16 protein-coding genes are annotated in these 15,360 nt (G+C 65.5%); 15 read left to right on the top strand and 1 reads right to left on the bottom strand.

All coding sequences use genetic code 11. The features are described from left to right. Positions 1-214: 214 nt before the first annotated feature. On the bottom strand, positions 215-1,348 hold the full coding sequence (locus tag ACSBPQ_RS12360; RefSeq protein ID WP_442682431.1) for a PilT/PilU family type 4a pilus ATPase: 1,134 nt from the start codon (positions 1,346-1,348) through the stop codon (positions 215-217). Between the two features lie 98 nt (positions 1,349-1,446). Here ACSBPQ_RS12360 and ACSBPQ_RS12355 point away from each other — a divergent pair, with 98 nt between their 5' ends. The 15 genes from ACSBPQ_RS12355 to ACSBPQ_RS12285 all read left to right on the top strand — a co-directional run bounded on the left by ACSBPQ_RS12355 (position 1,447) and on the right by ACSBPQ_RS12285 (position 15,126). Then, a complete protein-coding gene (locus ACSBPQ_RS12355; RefSeq protein ID WP_442684582.1) occupies positions 1,447-1,833 on the top strand; it encodes a DUF4398 domain-containing protein in 387 nt (128 codons plus the stop codon). Beyond that, positions 1,833-2,714, top strand: coding sequence for an OmpA family protein (locus tag ACSBPQ_RS12350; RefSeq protein WP_442682430.1), 882 nt, complete (start codon positions 1,833-1,835; stop codon positions 2,712-2,714). Before ACSBPQ_RS12355 ends, ACSBPQ_RS12350 begins: the two co-directional genes overlap by 1 nt. 332 nt (positions 2,715-3,046) lie before the next feature. Next, complete coding sequence (locus ACSBPQ_RS12345; protein WP_442682429.1) at positions 3,047-3,265, top strand: YdcH family protein; 219 nt, start codon at positions 3,047-3,049, stop codon at positions 3,263-3,265. Positions 3,266-3,433: 168 nt separating this feature from the next. Beyond that, positions 3,434-4,810 (top strand): pyridoxal-phosphate dependent enzyme, encoded by a 1,377-nt coding sequence (locus ACSBPQ_RS12340; RefSeq protein WP_442682428.1) that lies wholly within the window; start codon positions 3,434-3,436, stop codon positions 4,808-4,810. Between the two features lie 64 nt (positions 4,811-4,874). Continuing rightward, positions 4,875-6,578: a GspE/PulE family protein gene (locus ACSBPQ_RS12335; protein WP_442682427.1), complete on the top strand. Its 1,704-nt coding sequence runs from the start codon at positions 4,875-4,877 to the stop codon at positions 6,576-6,578. Between the two features lies 1 nt (position 6,579). Beyond that, positions 6,580-7,782, top strand: coding sequence for a type II secretion system F family protein (locus ACSBPQ_RS12330; protein ID WP_442682426.1), 1,203 nt, complete (start codon positions 6,580-6,582; stop codon positions 7,780-7,782). A gap of 16 nt (positions 7,783-7,798) precedes the next feature. After that, the gene (gene gspG / locus ACSBPQ_RS12325) at positions 7,799-8,245 is read left to right on the top strand and encodes a type II secretion system major pseudopilin GspG (protein ID WP_442682425.1); all 447 of its coding nucleotides are present in this window, start codon (positions 7,799-7,801) and stop codon (positions 8,243-8,245) included. 37 nt (positions 8,246-8,282) lie between these two features. Further along, complete coding sequence (locus ACSBPQ_RS12320; RefSeq protein WP_442682424.1) at positions 8,283-8,648, top strand: type II secretion system protein; 366 nt, start codon at positions 8,283-8,285, stop codon at positions 8,646-8,648. After that, positions 8,635-9,057: a PulJ/GspJ family protein gene (locus ACSBPQ_RS12315; RefSeq protein WP_442682423.1), complete on the top strand. Its 423-nt coding sequence runs from the start codon at positions 8,635-8,637 to the stop codon at positions 9,055-9,057. Before ACSBPQ_RS12320 ends, ACSBPQ_RS12315 begins: the two co-directional genes overlap by 14 nt. Continuing rightward, entirely contained in the window at positions 9,054-9,656 is a 603-nt protein-coding gene (locus tag ACSBPQ_RS12310; protein ID WP_442682422.1) for a prepilin-type N-terminal cleavage/methylation domain-containing protein, read from the top strand. Before ACSBPQ_RS12315 ends, ACSBPQ_RS12310 begins: the two co-directional genes overlap by 4 nt. Then, on the top strand, positions 9,646-10,713 hold the full coding sequence (locus ACSBPQ_RS12305) for a general secretion pathway protein GspK (protein WP_442682421.1): 1,068 nt from the start codon (positions 9,646-9,648) through the stop codon (positions 10,711-10,713). Before ACSBPQ_RS12310 ends, ACSBPQ_RS12305 begins: the two co-directional genes overlap by 11 nt. Next, positions 10,706-11,728 carry a hypothetical protein gene (locus ACSBPQ_RS12300; RefSeq protein ID WP_442682420.1) on the top strand — a complete coding sequence of 341 codons (1,023 nt, stop codon included), beginning with the start codon at positions 10,706-10,708 and terminating at the stop codon, positions 11,726-11,728. The genes ACSBPQ_RS12305 and ACSBPQ_RS12300 overlap by 8 nt, the downstream gene beginning before the upstream one ends. Next, on the top strand, positions 11,721-12,371 hold the full coding sequence (locus tag ACSBPQ_RS12295; protein WP_442682419.1) for a hypothetical protein: 651 nt from the start codon (positions 11,721-11,723) through the stop codon (positions 12,369-12,371). The genes ACSBPQ_RS12300 and ACSBPQ_RS12295 overlap by 8 nt, the downstream gene beginning before the upstream one ends. Beyond that, entirely contained in the window at positions 12,368-12,823 is a 456-nt protein-coding gene (locus ACSBPQ_RS12290; RefSeq protein WP_442682418.1) for a hypothetical protein, read from the top strand. Before ACSBPQ_RS12295 ends, ACSBPQ_RS12290 begins: the two co-directional genes overlap by 4 nt. Positions 12,824-12,903: 80 nt before the next feature. Next, a complete protein-coding gene (locus tag ACSBPQ_RS12285; protein ID WP_442682417.1) occupies positions 12,904-15,126 on the top strand; it encodes a type II secretion system protein GspD in 2,223 nt (740 codons plus the stop codon). Positions 15,127-15,360: the final 234 nt, after the last annotated feature.

Below are 15,360 nucleotides of genomic sequence, written 5' to 3'. Positions count from 1 at the left end.
ATGTCCATCGCCGGCCGATGCCTGCGCGGCTCACATGGAGACGGCGGCTGACGGGTTCGACGGCTGGTCGGAGTGCAGGGAGTTGACGTCCGCAGATTGCGCAGTTGCCACCGGGCTTGCCGGTCAGTTGCATGCACAAAAAACGCCCCGGGACCGGGGCGTTGGTGTATCAGTGGGCGGCCAGGCGCTGCGTGGCCGGCGCGCTCCGCTCGGATCAGAAGCCGTGGCTGATGCCAGGTGCAGGCGCGGCGGCACTGAAGTCCGCATAGGGGTCGTGCTCGCCGCTGCCGCCTTCGGACAGGCGGAACTTCAGGGCAAGGCCGTCGCGCGAGTCGGCTGCGCGCAGCGCTTCCTCCTGCTCGATGATGCCGTCCTTGGCCATCCGGAACAGGCACTGGTCAAAGCTCTGCATGCCTTCTTCCAGCGACTCCTCCATCGCCTGCTTGAGCGCATGGACTTCACCCCGGCGCAGCAGGTCGCGGATCATCGGCGTGTTGATCAGCACCTCGGTGGCCGGGCGGCGGCGGCCATCCTTGCCCTTGACCAGACGCTGCGAGATCACCCCGCGCAGGTTCAGCGACAGGTTCATCAGCACGTTCTTGTGCGCGCTTTCCGGGAAGAAGTTGAGGATGCGCTCGATGGTCTGGTCGGCGTTGTTGGAGTGCAGCGTGGCCAGGCACAGGTGGCCGGTTTCGGCGAAGGCGATGGCCGCTTCCATGGTCTCGGCATCGAGGATCTCGCCGATCAGGATCACGTCCGGCGCCTCGCGCATGGCGTTCTTCAGCGCGTTGTGGAAGGCATGGGTATCCAGGCCGACCTCGCGCTGGTTGACGATCGACATCTTGTGCTTGTGCAGGAACTCGATCGGATCCTCGATGGTGAGGATGTGCCCGGTAGAGGTGCTGTTGCGGTGGTCGATCATCGAGGCCAGCGAGGTCGACTTGCCCGAGCCGGTCGAACCGACCACCAGCACCAGTCCGCGCGGGGTCATGATCACGTCCTTCAGCACCTGCGGCAGGTTCAGCTCCTCGATGCTGGGGATGCGGCTCTTGATCGCGCGGATCACCATGCCCACTTCGCCGCGCTGCTTGAACACGTTGACGCGGAAACGGCCGGTATCGGCCAGTGCGATGGCCATGTTCAGCTCCAGGTCGCGTTCGAACTGCGGTACCTGGCCCTCATCCATCAGCGAATAGGCGATCTTCTTGACCATGCCCGGCGGCAGGCCGGTATTGCCCAGCGGATACAGCTTGCCCTCGATCTTGATGTAGACCGGCGCTCCGGTGGTCAAAAACATGTCCGAAGCGTTCTTTTCGGTCATCAGCTTCAGGAAATAGCCGATATCCATGCGCAATGTTTCCCCAACAAACGGCCGCGTGCCGTTGCAAGCACGCCGCAGGCTTGACCACAATGGCCGCGCACAATCTTTCTGGCAGCGGCTCCCCAATGAAACCTAGCTTCGCACAATTACGACGTTTTCTGTATGCGGCAGTTTGCAGTTTGGCCTTGTCCGGCGGTGCTTTCGCGCAGGATCCGGGGGCGGCGGAATTGCTGGCCGCCCAGCAGGCGGTAGAGCGCGCCGACCGCGCCGATGCCGATCAATACGCCCCCGACATGATGGCCATGGCCCGCCAGCAGCTGGAGCAGGCGCAGCGTGCGGCGGCTGATCGCCGTGAGCGCAAGCAGGCGCCGATGCTGGCCCTGCGTGCGGCGGCCGATGCCGATCTGGCCCGCGCCCAGAGTGAAGAAGCCGTGGCGCAGACGCAACTGGCCCAGCGCCAGGCCGAGGTGCGCCAGTTGCAGCGCCAGCTGGCGACAGGGGAGGGCCGCTGATGATCATCCGGAATTTCATCGTGGCCGGTTTGCTGGCCCTGCCGCTGCTGGCAGTGGCGGCCGAGGACCCGGCGGTGGCGTCGCTGAACCAGCGTCTGGTCGCATTGCAGGCGGACATGCGCACCGCGGATGTTGCCGCATTCGAGAAGCTGCAGGCGCAGCAGGCGATTGCCACGCTGGCCAAGGCCAGACGCAAGGATCTGGACAACGCCCGCTATCTGGCCGAGCGCCGGGTCGCCATTGCCGAAGCCAGCGCCCGCACCGCCGTGGCCTTGCGTGAAGTGGACCAGCTGGAACGGACCCGCAGCGAGTTGCTGATCGAGGCCAGCCGTCGCGAAGCCACGCGTGCCCGGCAGGAAGCCGAGCGGCTGCGGGTGCAGGCGCAGATCCAGGCGGAAGAGGCCGAGCGCATGCGGCTGGCGGCCGAGGCCGAGATCCTCGCCCGCCAGGATGCGGAAACCGCCCTGTCCAGCGTCGCCGGCAAGCAGGCCGCACGGCTGTCCGCCGCCCAGCAGAACGCGGCCAAACTCGCCCGCGAAGAGGCCGAGCTGGTCTCCGGCCACGCGCTGCCGGCCTCCCGCTTCAACAACCGTGGCGAAGTGTTCACCCTGACCGGAGACGCCTTTGCCGCCGGACAGGCAACGCTGTCCAGCGCTGCGCGCAACCAGGCCAAGGCGCTGGCCGAATACCTGAACATCGGCAAGAAGGGCCGGGTGACGATCGAGGCGTACGACAGTGCCAACGGCGTTGGCCAGCGCCGCGCGCAGGCGCTGAAGGATGCGCTGGTGGCGGCGGGCGTGTCGGCCAACCGCATCCAGGTCAGTGGCAAGAAGGCTGCCGCGACCCGGGCGCGTTCGGCGGAAGTCATCGTTGCCCCGTGAGCTTCACAATCGCCTGAAACCGTTAGGTTTTTGTTGGATTTGCGAAGCTGACTGTGCCGGTTTGCCCGGATTGCCCCGACAGTTCGCCACAGCACTTGCCGGAACTATTTTGCAGGCGTAGGGTCAATCGTCCGGGCGGCAATTTCGTCGTCCGGACAGCGGAGGGCCGAGCCGATGTATCTGTGGCGCGAACCAGTACCGGGCAGCATCCGGCAGGACGACCGGGGGCCGATGGAGGGTTCCATTCCGCAGGCATTGTCCCGGTGCTCCATCCCGCAACGCCCCGTGCCGCAAGGCCGGGGCGTTTGTGTATCTGCATGAAGGAGGTAGTCATGTTTGAAGGGCAGCCGCAGAGCGAAATCGATGCGTTGATGAAAGCCGATCCCGAGTTCAAGCAGCTCTACCAGCAACACCGGAAGTTGGACAAGAAGTGCACGGACGCAGGACTGGGAGTGCTTCCGATCGATGCCACGACACTGGCACAGATGAAACGCGAGAAACTGCTGGCAAAGCAGAAGCTGCTGCGGATCTATGAAAGTACGTTGAACTGAACCTTCCCCACGTTGAGGCTCCTCGCGGGCGATGGCGACCTTCCCCGGTTGTTGTCGCCCGCGCTGCTTTCCGGCCTGGGCTGATAACCGGGCGTTGCCTGACTTCCAGCGCCATCCAGCGGATAATCGCCGGTCCGGCCGCTGTGCGGCGCGATGCAAGGCAATCCCATGGCCATCCATTCCTCCGTCCTCGAACTCATTGGCAACACGCCCATCGTCAAGGCCCAGCGCCTGGATGCCGGCGTCTGCGAGCTGTACCTGAAACTGGAGAGTTCGAACCCGGGAGGATCGATCAAGGACCGCATCGGCCTGTCGATGATCGAGGCCGCTGAGCAGCGTGGCGATCTCAAGCCCGGTGCGACGCTGGTCGAAGGCACCGCCGGCAACACCGGCCTGGGTCTGGCGCTGGTGGCCCAGCAGAAGGGCTACAAGCTGATCCTGGTGGTCCCGGACAAGATGAGCCGGGAAAAGATCTTCAACCTCAAGGCGATGGGCGCCGAAGTGGTGCTGACCCGTTCGGATGTGGCCAAGGGCCACCCGGAGTACTACCAGGACCTGGCCAAGACCGTGGCCGAGCAGACGCCCGGTGCCTATTTCATCAACCAGTTCGGCAACCCAGACAACCCGGCCGCGCACGAGTTCGGTACCGGCCCGGAGCTGCTTGCGCAGATGGGCGAAGTGGGCGGGCTGGACGCCATCGTGGTCGGCTGCGGCAGCTCGGGCACGATGACCGGCCTGAGCCGCGTGCTGGCCACCCATTCGCCGGCCACCGAGATCGTGCTGGCCGACCCGGTCGGCTCGATCCTGGCCGAATACATCAACGAGGGCACGCTGAACGAGAAGTCGGGCAGCTGGCTGGTGGAAGGCATCGGCGAGGACTTCCTGCCGTCGATTTCCGATTTCAGCCGCGTCACCAAGGCCTATGCGATCACTGATGCGGAGAGTTTCCACACCGCGCGCGAGCTGCTGGGCAAGGAAGGCATCCTCGGTGGCTCGTCCACCGGCACCCTGCTGGCCGCCGCGCTGAAGTACTGCCGCGAGCAGACCGCGCCGAAGAAGGTGCTGGTGCTGGTGCCCGATACCGGCAACAAGTATCTGTCCAAGATGTACAACGACTACTGGATGCTGGACAACGGCTTCATCCAGCGCCCGCAATACGGCGACCTGCGCGACCTGATCCTGCGCCCCTACGGGCAGCGCGACACCGTGGTGATCGGCCCCAACGACCTGCTGACCACCGCCTACCAGCGCATGAAGCTGTACGACGTCAGCCAGCTGCCGGTGATGGAAGGCAGCCAGCTGGTCGGCATCATCGACGAGAGTGACGTGCTGCTGCACGTCTACGGCGACGAGGCCCGCTTTCGCGATCCGGTCTCGGTGGCGATGGTCAGCAAGCTGGACCGGCTGGACGTCAAATCACCGATCGAGGCGCTGCTGACGGTGTTCGACCGTGGCCAGGTGGCGATCATCACCGATGGTGACGCCTTTCTCGGTCTGATCACCCGGATCGACCTGTTAAACTACCTGCGGCGTCGGGTGCAGTGATCTTCACGGAAGCAGAAGAACCGGGTTCGGGCTTTCGATTGATTGGAACAAAATGCAGAACAGCATGAATGCGAGCCATACACCTGCGACGCACCACCGCCTGTTGGGCGAGCTGCTTGTTGATCGGCAAATAGTCAGCGCGGGTGACGTGCACAAGGCGCTTGCCTTCCAGGCCCAGTTCGGCGGTCGCATCGGCAGCGTGCTTGTGCGGCTGGGCGCGTTGTCGGAAGACTCCTTGGTCCCGGTCTTGTCCGACCAGTTGAACATCCCGATGCTGGCTGGCGAGGAATGGCCCGCCAGTGGCGAGGACGTGCGTTCGGTGCTCAATGGCGCCGGCTACAGCCTCGAATGGTGGCTGGACAATGGAGTCGTTGCCTGGGAGGCAAGTGAAGGAAAGATCCTCGCCGTGGCGCGGGATCCGCTTGATCCTTCGGTGAACGAAGCCCTGGACAAGGCCTTCGCGCAGACATGGGCGTGGCGTCTGACCCGCTCGCAGGAAACGGAAAGACTGATCGACATGGTCGGCAATTCCCGCGCCCGTGGTGACATGGACCTGGATGACGACGTGAGCCACCTGCGTGAACTCGCTGAAGAAGCGCCCGTCATCGAACTGGTCAACAACATCCTTGCCCAGGCGATGGACCAGCGTGCCTCGGATATCCATATCGAGCCGGAAGAGACGGTGTTCAACGTGCGCCTGCGCACCGACGGCATCCTGCATACGCGCATGGTGCTGCCGGCCAGTCGCTATCCGGCGGTAGCCTCCCGTGTAAAACTCATTTCGGGGATGGACATCGCAGAGCGTCGCCTGCCGCAGGACGGCCGGCTCAGCGTGCGCGTCAGTGGTCAGGAAGTGGACGTGCGCGCCTCGGCGGTGCCGGCTGTCCACGGCGAATCGATCGTGCTGCGCCTGCTGCCGAAGGAGCGGGACGACTTGAGCCTGGAGAGGCTGGGCTTCTCCCCGCGCGACCTCGCTCTGTTCCGTACCTGGGCAGCCGAGCCGCACGGCGTGGTCCTGGTGACCGGCCCGACAGGCTCGGGCAAGTCCACCACGCTTTACGCGACGCTGGAGGAAATGAACCAGCGCGACCGCAAGATCATCACCGTCGAGGACCCGGTGGAGTACGAGGTGGAAGGCGTCACCCAGATCCAGGCCAATTCGGACATCGGCTATACGTTCGCGCGGGCGCTGCGCGCCATCCTCCGGCAGGATCCGGACGTCATCATGATCGGCGAAATCCGCGATCTGGAGACCGCGGAAATTGCCGTCCAATCGTCCCTCACCGGTCACCTCGTGCTTTCGACCCTGCATACCAACGATGCGGTGAGCGCGTTCACGCGACTGGTTGACATGGGCGTGGAGCCTTTCCTCATTGCGACCAGTGTGCGTGCAGTCCAGGCGCAGCGACTGGTGCGCCGACTGTGCCCGCATTGCAGCAGGCCGGCGGTGGTATTGCCGGTGTTCGAACACATGGTCGGTCCGCTGGCGGGCGATGGCGCCGAGGCCTGCTGGAAGGAGGCGGTTGGATGCCCGCGCTGCCAAGGCACGGGGTATCGCGGACGCCTGGGTATCTATGAACTGGTGGACGTGACGCCCGAGCTCCAGGAGTTGGTCATCGCGGGCGCGACTGCGGAGAAGATGCGCAGCCTCGCCAACGCACAGGGAGGGCGAACCTTGCGGGATGATGGCTTGCTGAAGGCACGTGCTGGCCTGACCACCGTGGAGGAAGTCGTGCGCGTCACCGGCGGCATGGCATCCGATGAGTGAGATGGCGCAGTTTCGTTACGAAGCGCTGGATCGCAGCGGCAGCACGCTGACCGGCGCCGTGGATGCGTCCTCCGAAGCGGATGCGACTCGGCGTCTGGCCAGCATGGGGTTGACGCCCTATTCGCTGAGGCAGATCAAGGGCGGGCGCTCGCTGTCCAGCCGACGCAAGAACGCCTCCACGCGCGAACTGCAGCTCGTGCTGCAGGAGTTCACTGCGTTGCTGGAGGCGGGCGTGGGGTTGGTGACCTGCCTCTCGTCGCTGGCCAAGTCCAGCCACCATCCCTCGTTGACCAGCGCATTCGCTTCGATGGAGAAGGCGGTGCGTCGGGGCGAGAGCTTCAGCACCGCATTGCGCGAATCCAGGCTCCCCGTGCCCGAGTACCTGCACCAGCTGATGCAGGCCGGCGAGGCGACGGGACGCATGGCCGAATCGATGCGCGGCGGTGTCCGCCAGTTCGAGTACGACCAGCGCGTCCGCCAGGAAATGACCGGGGCGATGATCTACCCGGCGGTACTGATGCTTTCGGGCGTGGCGGCCGTCGGCATCATTTTCATGTGGGTCGTTCCGCGCTTCGGAGGCCTGTTGACCCAGCATGGGGAGAGCATGCCCGCCCTTTCGCGCTGGGTCATCAGTACCGGGGTGTGGCTCAGCTCGCATGCATGGTGGGTTGCCGGCGCGGTGGTCACCCTTGCGGCAGTGGTCCGCGCGTTGTTCGGCCTTCCCGGTTTCAGGGAGAAGCTGGCCGAGACGCTCATCAAGTTGCCGGTCATCGGAGAGTGGGTGCTGGAGGCCGAAGTCGGCCGCTGGGCCAGTACCCTGGCCGCGCTGCTGGAGGGCAAGGTCGAGCTGGTGCGTGCGCTGGGGTTGTCGGCGGCGGCAGTGCGCTTCGGTTTCCTGCGCAATCGGCTTTCGGCGGTGGTCAAGGGCGTCAAGGGCGGCATGACCCTGTCGGCCGCCCTGCGCGAGCACCGCGCACTGAACCCGACTGGCTATGATCTGGTGGCGGTGGGCGAGGCCAGCGGCGAACTGCCCAAGCTGCTGTCGGCGTTGGCCGGGTTGTATGAGGCCACGGGGCGTGATCGCATGAAGCGCGCGCTGCAGTTGATCGAGCCGCTTGCGATCATCCTCATTGGCGTCGTGGTCGGCGTGATCATGACGGCGATCATTCTTGCGATCACGAGCGTAAACGATGTTCCAATTTGAAGATTCGGAGAAAAAGATGAAGTTGCGTGGATATCGACGCACGCGGGGTTTCACCCTGCTGGAGATGCTGGTGGTCCTGGTGATCATCGGCCTGATCGCCAGCCTGGTGGGCCCACGCCTGTTCAGCCGGGTAGACAGTTCCAAGGTGCAGGTCGCCGAAACCCAGACCCGCTTGCTGCGTGGCGCGATCGAGACGTTCCGCCTGGAGGTGGGACGCTTGCCGACCGCCGAGGAAGGCCTGGCCGTGCTCTACACCGCACCGGCGGATGATCGCTCGAAGGCGCGTTGGCGTGGTCCCTACCTGGATGAACGGGTGCCGGCCGATCCCTGGGGCAATCCCTACCAGTACGCCATCCCGGGTCGCGACGGGATGCCGTTCGCGATCTATTCCTTTGGAGCCGACGGCAAGGCTGGCGGCGAAGGCAACGACACCGATGTGGGCTTCCTGCCGCAGGGTCAGTGATGGTTGGGCCACGAGTGCCCCGGAAGGGGGCTTTTCGTTGCTGGAATTGCTGGTCGTACTTGCGCTGATTTCTTTCATGACTGCCTTGGTCGCACCACGCCTGAAAAATACGGTTGATGCGATCAGTCGCAGCGGCGAACGGGCCGAGGCCATCAGGCAACTGGAGCGGTTGCCCTTGCTGGCGCGTCGCGATGGCACGCCCTTCATGATCGACAAGGGACAGGCGCTGTCTCTTCCCGGGCTGGAACTCCCCCAGGGCTGGAGTGTCCAGGTACTCGACCGGTTGCAGGTCGCCGCCAACGGCTACTGCGCGCCGGCGCTGTTGGATATCACCACGCCGGTGGGAGAGGAGCGCTGGATGCTGGGCACACCCGACTGCAGGATTTCCGATGCGCCCCCTTGAGTCGGCCAGGGGCTTTTCTCTGCTGGAAGCCATTGTCGCGCTGGCAATTGTTGCCACCGCGGGCTTGGCCCTGTTTGCGGCGATGAACCAGTCCATCCAGATGGCGCTCAGGGCGGAAAACGCACGCAAGAACGATACCGCTATGCGTAATGCCCTCGCCTGGATGGAAGTGGTGAACCCAGGGCTGGCGCCCACTGGCGAGAAACGGCTGGGGGGGATGGTGCTCGAGTGGAAGTCCGAGCCTGTCGAGCCACCGCGCGACGCGATGACCGGCTACCTGCAGGCTGGCTTATACCAGGTCGGTTTGTACGATGTGACCGTGGATGTCCGTGGCGAAGAGGGCGTTTCCGCGTCCTTCCACCTGCGCAAGGTCGGCTACAGGCAGGTCAGGGAGCCAGCACAGCTATGAGTGTCGTGCGCCTGATCCGGCCCGGTATGCGCCAGCGGGGTTTTACCCTGCTTGAGGCTATCGTCACCCTGGTGATCGTTTCCCTGCTGGTCACCATCCTGATGCAGGCACTGGGCCAGGCCATGAGCCTGCGCACCCGCCTGCTGCGTTTCGATGGTGAAAACCGCGTTGCCGGCCTGCAGGAAGCGTGGTTCCGGGAGACGGTGGCCGGCCTGCAGCGTGACCTGGAAGAGCAGGGCGACGGGACATTGGGAACCCGCGAGTCGATCGAGTATTCCACGCCGTCGCCGTTGGCTGCGCAGGGGTTTTCCGGCGTGCGCTGGTGGCTGGAAGGCGGCCGCCTGCACTATGCCGACGTGAAAGTGCCGGATGTCGTGATCGTCGAAGGTCCGTTGAAGGATGCGGCCTTTTCCTATCTGGACGAGGACGGTGCCTGGGTGGACGAGTGGAAATGGAAAGACCACAAATCGCCGCCCAAGATGGTCCGCTTCACCGCCAGCACGGCGCGAGGCTCCCTGGATTGGCTGGTGCCGATCATGGCCGATGGCCTGGATCCTGAAAAACTGAAACTGGATGAGGTTGGCAGCAGTGGGATTTGATGGCTCACGACTGGCTGCACGGCCCGAGGGGTTCATCCTCGCGGTCACCTTGTGGATTCTTGCCGGCATCACCATTGCGGTGGCACTGATGACGTTGTGGGCGGTCGCACAGGTGCAGGATGCCCAGATAGCGCGCGGGCAGTTCGAGGACGAAGCGTCCCTCTATGAGACCCGGGACACCCTGTTGTACCTGATGGCCACCCGGGAAAAGACCCTGGCTGGCCAACCCACCCGTGCATTGGGCGAAGACGAGCTGGCATACCGGCGGTTGAGCGAATTCGGCGGCCTCGCCCGTGATCCTGTCGGCGGTGAGTTGCGGCTGGATGGAAGTCCCTACAAGGGATTGGGAAGTGCCGAGTTCTCATTGCAGGATGAAGCCGGCCTGTTCGCGATGGTTTGGCCCAATCCTTCCGGGCTGGACCGTTTTCTCGATCTGTATGGCGTCCGGCCGGAGCGCTGGCCGCGGCTGCGCGATACCCTGCTTGACTATATCGACCCGGACGACTTGACCCGGGTCAATGGCGCCGAAGCCCGGGAGTACACGCAGGAACACCGGCGGCCGCCGCCCAACCGCCGCCTGCTGGTACCTGGCGAGTTGGCACTGGTGATGGGGTGGGACAGCCTGCCTCCCGAAACACTCGGTGCCATGATCGAGCACATCACCCCGTATTACACCGGCGGCATCAATCCCAACACCATGCCGGAGGAATTGCTCCCGCTACGCATCCCCGGTTGTCCCGAGGCATGCCTGCGGTTGGTGGAGCAACGGCGCCAGCGGCCCTTCACCTCGACCATGGATTTGCAGGCACGGCTGGCCCTGCGGGTGCCGGGAGATGATGCGCTGGACTACCGCTATGTGGCGGACGATACGCTGCGGATAACCCTGTGGCGGCGTACGGGCGCGGCCTGGCGGATGCATGTAAGATTGACGCCCCTTGCGGACCAGCAGGGGCCTTGGTCGATCCTGGCCGCCTATCCCATCGCTCGCCCCTTACTCAATGAACCTGTGGAACAAACTGGCAGCCCTCTTTTTGCCGACAAGACGCCTGGTGGGTGACGCCGAAGGATGCGTATTGCGTGGCGGCCCGTTCGGTGGCCGGCAATGGGTGGTAGGCAGGGGCGAGTGCCAATACCGGCGTGAAGACCTGCACCAGCTCCCCGCGCGCAAACGCATGCAGGCGGGCAAGCTGGCCATGATCCGCCACAAACCTTCTCCTTCCGCACTTTCCTGCATGGCCTGGACAGGGGGCATTGCGCATTTCTGGTTCTGGGCGGCGCCCGAGGCCGAAGTGCCGGCATACGAGCGAAACTGGATTCCGGAGAGCCTTTTGCTGGCGCCGCCAGCGGCCGGTGGCGTGCGCTTGCTGGAGCTTTCCCGGGGCTACGAAGCGCAGAACTGGCACGGCGGCGTGCTCGTCAGCAGCCAATGGTGGGAGCAGGTGCCCGGCGCCGAAGCATGGATGCGTTTTGTGCGCTCCACCGGGCAGGACCCGGCTGCGTTGCAGGAAGTACCCCAGCCCATCCATCTGCCCTGGTCGAACCGGCCGTGGGGTGAAACCAGTTGGGCCCAGCGTCTGGCGGGCCTGTTTGACGAGAAATTCGCATGGTTGCTGCTGTTTGCCGCGCTGGCGGCGGGATTGGGCTGGCAACTTTCCTCGCTGCTGCGCTGGCAGGCGGCAGGTGATCAGCTGTCCGTCCGTGTAGAGCGCATGCGTGCGGAAGTGGGTCCTCTTCTTGCTGCAAGGGAGCAGGCCGAGCAGGCGCAGGCCCAGTTGCAGCACCTGAGCGCGTTGCGCACATCCAACGACGACTACCTGCTGATGGCAGACATGGCATCCCATCTGCCCGAGGGCAGCACGTTGCTGAACTGGCGGCGCGAAGCCAACAAGCTGCAGACCACGGTACGCAGCAGCGAAACCGATCCGCGCGCGTTCGTCATCGCCTTTGACGCAGATCCACGCCTGTCCGGTGTCGCCGTGAAACCGCTGGCCAATGGCGTGATGCAGCTTGCGTTCGAATTGCCTGCCGGCACGGATGCGGGCGCGGATCCGAAGGGGGCGGGCCATGAGTGACCAGCGCCGATGGCAGCAATTGCGCAATGAATGGCGCGGCAACCCGCGACTGCGCTACGGCGCCCTGGTGATCGCGGCCATCCTTGGCCTGCAGGGGTTGTTCCTGCTGTCGGACCAGGTGCACAAGCGCATGGTTGCCCATGCAGATGACCTGGAGATGCTTGCCCGCCTGGAAGGCATGCGCAAGGAGAGCTGGTGGCCCGAGCGTGCGCAAAAGGCCGCTGAATTGCTGGAGGCGGTCATCGCGAGGATTCCGGAGGTCGCCGGCCGGGGCATGGCCCAGGCCGAGTCACAGGCATGGTTGACCCGCCTGGCGGCCGAACAGCAGGTGGGTGACGCCGCAGTAAAGGTGGAAGACACGGTCGACGTGGAGGGCTATCCCGACATGTGGCAGGTGATTTCGCGCCTGGAGGGCACGCTGCCCAACCGTGGCCACGAAGCCTTCATGCGTGCGCTGGCCGAAGCACTGCCGTGGGTGCAGGTGGAGCGCATTGAAATCGCCGAAGGTGACGCTCCGCGGGTGGTGGTGACGTTCCGCAGCTATTACCGCAAGGCCGTGGCGGTCACCGGCGCGTCGCCACAGGCGCCTGATTCGCGCGGCGATGCTCCCACCCATCCCGATGCAGCGGATCTGGCCCGATGAAAATCCACCTGCGCAACGCTGTCCTCATCGTCCTGGCCCTGCTTCTGGGCGGGCTTTCCAGCTATTGGTTCGGTGCCTCGCCGGCCGCGGTCGTGGCACCGGAGCCGCCGGCGCAGGCATGGCGCGATGGCTGGAGCGGGGAGGATGATCTGCTCGCCGCCAGCGCCACCTGGCAGGAGCGTGCTCCCTGGGGTGCACCAACGGCGGCTGCGGTCGAAGCGGCACCGCCGCCACCGCCGCCACCGATGCCGGTGGGCGTGTCCAAGGAAGGGCGGAACTATATGGCCATCTTCCAGGTCAATGGCACCGGCGTGGTTCGCCTCGGTGCCGGTGGGCGTTTGCCGGATGGCGGCCATGTGCTGCAGGTGAACGGTCGCCGCGTCGTCTGGCTGGATGCCGATGGTGAGCGACGCCAGCGTGAGATTTTCAATGAATTCCAGGGTGGACAGTGATCCTCCTCGTGCATCGTCCTGGGTGGGTCCGTCGTATCCGGCGCAACCTTGCGCAAGCTTCGAGCAAAGTGAGTAGCAGCATGATGAATCGGTCGCATGGGGCCCAGTCGCGCAACCGGCAGGCTGCCTGGCGCGCTTTTTCGGGGGTCTTCCTGCTCACGCTGCTGGCCGGTTGCGCCAGCAATGCGGTGCGGTTCCCCGAGCCCCTGCGTGCGCCGAAAGAGGCGGCCAGCAGCGGTGAGGTACTTGAGGGTGAACACGCTGTTGTCCGCAAGCGGCCGCTGGTCGAAGAAGGTCCCGTGCTGTCTCCGCCCAAGGCTGCGGCCGCCACTGCCGAGGCCGTGCAGGCGCCCAGCCCGGTGCCCCGGGTCATTCCGCGCAAGCGCCCGGTGGCGCTGGTGTTGGAAGGCGTCTCCATCGAGTCCTTCATCAATGTCGTGTACGGCATGGAACTGGGCTTCGGCGTGCAGATCGACCAGTCGCTGCGTGCGCGTCCCGAACTGCTGAGCCTGAGCCTGACCGAACCGCAGTCACCGGCCAAGGCCTACACCATCGCCCAGGAGGTGCTGGCCGCCTATGGGGTCAAGATCAACGAGTTGGGTGGCGTGCTGCAATTCCAGCCGGCCAGCCAAGGCAGGGGCGGCGGTGGTGAGCTGCCCGCGCTGATCGCCACCCGCTCGCTGCCGGACGTGCCGGCGGGCCAGCGCACTGTGTTCGTGGCCATGCCGCTGGAAATCTCCCAGCCCGGCGTGATCGCCGCCCAGGTGCGCAACCTGTTCGGCAGCCACCAGGTCAATTTCACCGAACTGGTCGAGGCCAACGCCCTGTTGATCAGCGGCCCCGGTGATGCCGTGCGTGCCGCCATGAGCGCGGTGATGACCCTGGATGGCGGTGGCCTGGTCGGCAAGCGCTCGCTGCGCATCAACCCGCTGTACGTGCCGGCGGACCTGCTGGCCAAAGACCTGCGCGAGGTGCTGACGGGGCAGGGTATCGCGGTCAAGACGGGCCCGGGTACCGGCGGCGTGGTGACCTTCGTGCCGGTGTCCTCGGCCAACGCGTTGCTGGTGTTCAGTGAATCGGAAGCCGCGCTCAAGGCCGCCCAGGAATGGGCCGACCGGCTCGACCAGCCCAGCGAAGACAATGCCGGCGGCGGCATGTACCTGTATGCCGCACGCCATACCACGGTGGAAACCCTGTTGCCGGTGCTGCAGACCCTGCTCGGCGGCGGTGCGGCCGGTGCCCCCCGCACGGGCGCCGGGGCAGGCCCCGGCCAGCAGGCTGCCAGTGGTGGTGAAATGGGTGCTGCCCGCACTGCCGACGCCGGCAATGCCGCCGCGCGTGCCAGCGGTATCAGCAGCCCGGACGGGCAGGTGGCGATTGATCCCATCCGCAACGTCATCGTCTTCCAGGGCGATGCGCAGCGCTGGCGTGCCATCCAGGGCGTGCTGGCGCGGCTGGACCAGCCGGCCCGGCAGGTGGTCATCGAGGTCACCGTGGCCGAGGTCACCATGACCGACGAATTCAGCCATGGCGTGGAGTGGGCGCTGCGCAACGTCAGCGTTGACGGCATGACCGGCCCGCTCACCGCGCTGCAGGGGCTGGTCGGCGCCGGTGGCGGTGGCCTGGTATGGCAGGGCGTGTCCTCCTCCGGCCAGGTCAAGGCCATCCTCAACCTGTTTGCCAAGGACAGCCGCGTCTCCATCCTTTCCACCCCGCGCATTCTGGTGAAAAGCGGCGAATCGGCCAGCATCGATGTCGGTACCGAAGTGCCGATCATCACCAGCCAGGCCACCGCCCCGGACCTGCCCAGCACGGGCGGCAACAGCTCCATCCTGCAGTCCGTGCAGTACCGCAAGACCGGCGTGCTGCTGGATATCGAGGCGGTGGTGCATTCCGGCCAGCGCGTGGACCTGAAGATCAGCCAGGAAGTCAGTGAGGCCACGCCCACCGACACCAGCGAAATTTCCTCGCCCAGCGTATTCAGCCGCAAGCTCAACACCAGCCTGAGCCTGGCCGATGGCGAAAGCACCCTGCTTGGTGGCCTGATTTCCAGCACCCGCAGTGAGGGCAAGACCAAGGTGCCGTTGCTGGGCGACATTCCGATCTTGGGCAAGGCATTCCAGAGCGCCAAACGCACTGGCACCCGTACCGAGCTGCTGATGCTCATCACTCCCTATGTGGTGGAAGATGCCGCGCAGACCCGCGCCATCACCGATGCCATCCGCGCCCGTTTCGGCACCGGGGAAGAAGGGGATGGGCGCCTGCGCCGCCAGCCGGCCGCAGACGCCCCGCCGCAGCCGTAGCACGGAGCCGTCGCCCCGCTGTGGCATGCCCCAGGCCTGTCCGCTGCCATGCGCCTTGCCGGGCATGCCCCGCTTGGCGCTATCGGGCCAGCAATCCGGTCCGGCACATGCGGGGTGCGGCATGGCCCCGCCGTGGCACTGCCGGCTCCGCCTGTAGGGCGCGGCACCGCCCCGCTGCCGCACCACCGGCAACGCCCTCCGCCGGGCGTCTCCCGGCACTGTCGAAACACCGCT

This window comes from Stenotrophomonas sp. JC08 (assembly GCF_052180205.1).
Taxonomy (GTDB): domain Bacteria; phylum Pseudomonadota; class Gammaproteobacteria; order Xanthomonadales; family Xanthomonadaceae; genus Stenotrophomonas.
Note: the sequence above shows the minus strand (reverse complement) of the source record. Positions and strands in the feature narration are given on the sequence as shown.